General features: G+C 44.7%; 5 protein-coding genes and 1 pseudogene. All 6 read left to right on the forward strand.

The genetic code is table 11. The features are described from left to right. Positions 1 to 1,512: uridine kinase (locus BG32_RS13575; protein WP_147435060.1), on the forward strand; the 1,512-nt coding region annotated here is incomplete at its 5' end. 9 nt (positions 1,513 to 1,521) lie between these two features. Further along, a complete protein-coding gene (locus BG32_RS13580; protein WP_006486994.1) occupies positions 1,522 to 1,797 on the forward strand; it encodes a metal-sensitive transcriptional regulator in 276 nt (91 codons plus the stop codon). Then, positions 1,798 to 2,583 carry a tRNA (adenine-N1)-methyltransferase gene (locus BG32_RS13585; protein WP_006486996.1) on the forward strand — a complete coding sequence of 262 codons (786 nt, stop codon included), beginning with the start codon at positions 1,798 to 1,800 and terminating at the stop codon, positions 2,581 to 2,583. After that, complete coding sequence (locus BG32_RS13590) at positions 2,570 to 3,808, forward strand: S41 family peptidase (RefSeq protein WP_006486998.1); 1,239 nt, start codon at positions 2,570 to 2,572, stop codon at positions 3,806 to 3,808. The genes BG32_RS13585 and BG32_RS13590 overlap by 14 nt, the downstream gene beginning before the upstream one ends. Further along, positions 3,805 to 4,479, forward strand: a complete 675-nt coding sequence (locus BG32_RS13595; RefSeq protein ID WP_121526982.1) for a hypothetical protein — start codon at positions 3,805 to 3,807, stop codon at positions 4,477 to 4,479. The genes BG32_RS13590 and BG32_RS13595 overlap by 4 nt, the downstream gene beginning before the upstream one ends. Before the next feature lie 98 nt (positions 4,480 to 4,577). Further along, positions 4,578 to 5,352: pseudogene (locus BG32_RS13600) on the forward strand (RND transporter); the annotation flags it as partial.

Here is a 5,352-nt window from a genome sequence, read left to right on the forward strand (position 1 = left end):
AATGTAAACGGCGAAAAGGAAGTGGAATTCATTGATCTCTTTTCCCTCGATGGAATAAGGATCTATACGAGGGGGACTCTGTTCATACTCTTCATTGCAATCAGGGAGCTGTTCGGTTCGGCACAGTTGAATGTGCACCACTCCAGAGGAACGGGACTAGTCTGCAATATCGAGGGATTAGAAAGTACTTCGGAGAATCTCATTAGAATCGAAGAGAGAATGAGGGAGTTAGTCAAAGAGGATATCGTTTTCGAAAAGGCCACGCTGAGGAAATTCGAGGCAATACGGCTTTTCAGTGAAGATGGACAGAGAGACAAGGCTCTGCTCTTCAAATACAGAAAGAAATCGACCGTCAATATCTACAGATGTAAGGGATTCATAAACTACTTCTACGGTTATATGCCTTACTCGACCGGAGCTATACTGAATTTTTCCCTAATACCCTATGGAGATTATTTTATACTGAATCTCCCCGACACAAAACAGCCTGACAGGTTACCGAAGTTCGTCGATCAGCCAAAGATCTCTACCATCTTTCTCGAACATGAAAGATGGGGCGAGATCCTCGGAGTGAAAACTATTGGAGAGATAAACGAAATAATCAGCAAGGGCCCAAGAGAGATTCGAGAGATAGTGAATATTACGGAATCCCTCCATGAAAAGAAGATCGGTGCTATCGCAGACCAGATTGCCAAACATAAGGAACCCAGTCTGATTCTCATAGCAGGTCCTTCAAGTTCCGGAAAGACAACCTTCTCAAAGAGGCTGATGCTTCATCTCAAGGTGCTCGGTATGAATCCCGTGCAGATATCGATTGACGATTACTTCGTCGACAGAGAAAAAACTCCGCTTGACGAAAACGGCAATTACGATTTCGAATCGATACATGCTCTTAACATTGATCTGTTCAACGAACAGATCTCGCAACTCTTGGATGGCAAAGAGGTCTTGCTTCCCAAATTTGATTTCATGCTTGGCAAGAGCGGCTTCCATGACAAACCCATCAGAATCTCCGAGGGTCAACCGGTGATCATAGAGGGAATTCATGGTCTTAATGAATTGCTAAGCAGCTCCGTTCCAAGACACAGGAAATTCAAGATATATGTCAGCGCCCTGACGCAAATGAATCTCGACAGTCTGAACAGAATACCAACTACGGACGTCAGATTGCTGCGCAGAATAGTGCGTGACAACAGATCGAGAGGTCACTCGGCGCTTGACACGATGCGCATGTGGCCAAGCGTCCGAAGAGGAGAGGATAAGTATATCTTTCCCTTTCAAGAAGAGGCAGATGTCATGTTCAATTCTGCCATAGTGTATGAACTGGCAGCGTTAAAGGGATTTGCAGAGCCTCTACTTGTTCAGATTGATGATTCCGTACCTGAATATATCGAAGCTAAGAGGCTTCTCAGGTTCATTGATTACCTGCTTCCAATGATGAACCTCGAGGATATTCCGAGAACCTCCATTATCAAGGAATTCATTGGCGACAGTGTATTCGGTTCCTTATGAGGTGAAGCCATGCAAGGTGTAGACAATGAGACAAGGAAAGCTGTCCTGAACAGACTGAAAAGAATCGAGGGCCAGATTAGAGGGCTGCAGAAAATGGTTGAAAATGACAGAGTCTGCGGTGATATTCTGACGCAGGTGTCGGCAGTCAACTCTGCACTCTCGAAAGTATCAGAAATGATAGTCAAAGGTTATACGAGGAAGTGCGTAATTGAGGCCAGTAAATCTGGTCAGATCGAAGAGCTTGACACTCTGATCGAGAACATAATTAAACTTAGAGGAGTTTAGATGATTCAATACGGTGACAGCATTCTGATAATGCTTGAACACGAAGAGGCGAAATACTTCTCTGAGGTGAAGAGAGGCAGTGTCCTAAAGACACATTATGGAAACCTGATAATGGATTCTCTTGTGGGAAGAGAATTCGGAGAGAAGATTAGATTGGGGCTTCGGGATGCCTTCCTGATAAAACCATCAATGATTGACGGCATCTTCTCTTTGAAGAGATCAACACAGATAGTGTATCCAAAGGATGTCGCGTTTATCTTGTTATACCTCGACATAAAGCCGGGCGATGTTGTTTATGAAGCCGGAACGGGGACGGGTGTAATGACTTCTGCTTTTTCTCGAGCGGTATGTGAGTCGGGCAAGGTGGTATCATACGAAAAGAGACAGGATTTCTTGGAAAAGGCGCAGAAGAACGTTCGCCATCTTGGCCACATAGAACGGGTGACGTTCGTATCTGGGGATGTTGCGGAATGCAAAGAAAGTCAGAAAGCCGACGCCTTCTTTCTGGATGTTCCCGAACCCTCCGCTTCCCTTGAGAGCGCAGTATCCATTCTTAAGAGAAGTGGCAGGATCTGCATTCTCTGTCCGACAGCTAATCAGGTTCAGGAGACTGTAACGATTCTAGGAACACTGGGAATCATTGATATCCAGGTGTGGGAGATACTTGCCAGAAGCTATAAGGCAAACCCCGAAAGATTCAGACCTGAAGATAGGATGGTCGGTCATACTACATACCTGGTGTTTGGCATAAAAGTAGAGGGGAGGAAGTTAAATGGAAAAGAATAGAGTCCTAAAGATATTGTTGACTGTCTCAGTCCTGGTTGCAGTTTTCTTTCTGGGCGCACTTTCATCGATGACAGACGATGAAATGTTCGAGAAGTTCAGCCCCGTTTTCGAGATTCTTACGTACATCGATCGCAACTATTACGACATTGAAAAGGTAGATTATGACGCGATTTTAAATGAGACTTTGACAGGAACGATGCGTGGACTAGACGATCCCTTTGCATGGTACTTTGACCCGGTTCAAACTAAGGAAAACGAACTGGATACCACCTCCAAGTACGGTGGGATTGGCTCTACTGTGCAGTACAACATTGAGTTCGATTGTCTAGAAGTGGTGGCCCCGATGGCCGGAAGCCCTTCCGAAAGAGTAGGCCTTAGAGCAGGCGATTTGATTCTCACGATTGATGGAGTGCCAGTATCGGAAGTTGGTTATTACGGCGCAGTGAATATGCTGAGAGGAGACCCCGATTCCCAGGTAGTTCTTGAGGTCTATAGAGAATCCGTAGAGAATCCTTTTTTTGTAGAGATCACAAGAGCCTTCATAGAGATTAAGAGTGTCAAGACGGAATTGCTTACTGTTGAAGATACCGAAATTTCTTACATTCAAATAACCGGTTTCAACGCGCCAACTTATGATGAATTCCAGGATGCTCTGAATTTGAGCAGAGAGAGTGGGGCGTTCATTATCGACCTTCGTAACAATCCTGGCGGGCTATTACAGAGCGTTTTGAACATATCATCACTGATGCTTCCAAAGGGTAAGAGAGTAATAACGATAAGATATAGAGACGGTCAGGAAGAGGTTTACAATTCCTGGGGATCAAGATATAATTCCTACTTCACAGACAAGCCGATTGTTGTGCTTGTAAACGATGGCAGTGCTTCTGCTTCAGAGATACTCACGGGGGCACTTAAGGATCACGGACTGGCAACGGTTATAGGAACGACAACTTTCGGGAAGGCAGCAGTTCAGACAGTATTTAATCTCTCGAACGGAGGAGAAATATGGCTTCCAACCGCGCATTATTTTACTCCGAATGGAAGTGATATTCACCTTCAGGGAATAGAACCAGACATAATTGTTGAAGCCGGTGAGCAGGCTCCCAGTGAGGACGGGAGAGAGCTGACGCTTTCAACGGCTACTGTAGATGTGGAACACGATCTTCAACTTTCGAAAGCTATCGAGACTATTCTCGAGAAACTGGGAGTTAAGGTTGTAAATTGAAGATAGCAAGTGTTTCAATACTGATTTCGCTCATCGCACTGATTTGTGGGCTTCTCGTAATTGTATACATGAATTTTGAAACAATTCAGAATGTCGGGAGCCGGAGAGCGACTCCCGACTTCTTTCTCAGAAACAGCTTTATACCTTTGCTTGAGCGATTCAAAAATCATCTCGAAGAGACAAAGGATTTCAGCTCTGTTCTCCAGCAACTCGAGAGAGAAGGTGTCGGACCCTGGATCATGTCGGCTGAAAAAGGCATTAGAACGTTTACCTGCCCCTACAAGGAAGTCTTCTCTAGGTTGCAGACTCTCTTCTACATTGAAACGGGCAAGAACGGTATAAGAGAACACGAGACAGTAGAGTTTTTCGGTAGCACGGTAACTAGAATGGAGTCCATCGATTACGGAGCTTTCCGACTTACTTATCTGCCTGGTTACACGCTTGTCATGGAGTCAGACTACAATTCATTCCTGAAAGAAGGATTCAGGTTTTACAGAGTACATTTTATGCACTCTATAAGTCCCGGGAGTTTTGTCTCAGACGTCTTTGCCGGAAGTGGTCCTGTTGTCGTTTTAAGAGAGGGCGGCGTGATCAACCAGTCCTTCATTGAAACTGTGGAGCGCTACTCAATACCATATCTTCCTGTAAGGTATTTTCTGATAAAAGACTGAAGCGATTAGCAAAAAAGATGTTTCTTCATTTCAAAGTTGGTATACTTGAGATGCTTTTCTAAGGACAAGAATATTCGATGGTGAGTGATGGTTAGTTGTTGAGATTGAGTGAATTTGTCATTAGACACCGTGTTGCCGTCATAGTTTTTTTCGTTATACTTGGCGCCTTCGGTGCATATCTTTCCACGAAGCTGAATATCGATTCAGATCTACTCAAGATACTACCCAAAGACAATCCTGTTGTGAAACAATACAATCGTTTCATTAGCGGGGATACTTCTGGAGACGTTACATATATCGTACTCCAAACTGACGATAAAACTGAAAAGGGCATAGAGAATCTGATTTCTGCAGGCAGGCAGATTTATGAAACAGCCAATGAAATGAAGAATATCGAATCTTTCGTAAGATTCGATGTTATGTCAGATTTGGGGCCACTCGGGCTTCTTATGGTAGATCCCGCTGAACTCTCTTCAATGAGAAGCCGAGACCAGGACCTCTCTAGAACGGTTCAAAGCCTCGTCAATTACGATTTTTCAGCTGTCCGCAGCATAGGTCAGATGCTTGTTGAATTTGAGGAGCTCAGAGGGCTCCTGGGGAATTCCCCGCAATCCGACGAATTCTGGAATTTTGTGAGGTTGCCGGAAACGATCCCAACGAACGATCCAATGGTCCTGGTAATGGGCATAAGACTTGATGGTCCTTCTTCGGACGTGTCTTATGTAAACAGAGTCATACCCCTTCTGAGACGGTGGGTAGGAGAGATATGCAGTTCATATGGTTTGTCTTTTGGCATGGCAGGCGATCACTTCGGGACGTACGATTCAAACAAGCAAGTTAACGATGACTTCATGCTCACCACGATTATCTCTC

Source organism: Mesotoga sp. HF07.pep.5.2.highcov (assembly GCF_003666285.1).
Classification (GTDB): Bacteria; Thermotogota; Thermotogae; order Petrotogales; family Kosmotogaceae; genus Mesotoga; species Mesotoga prima.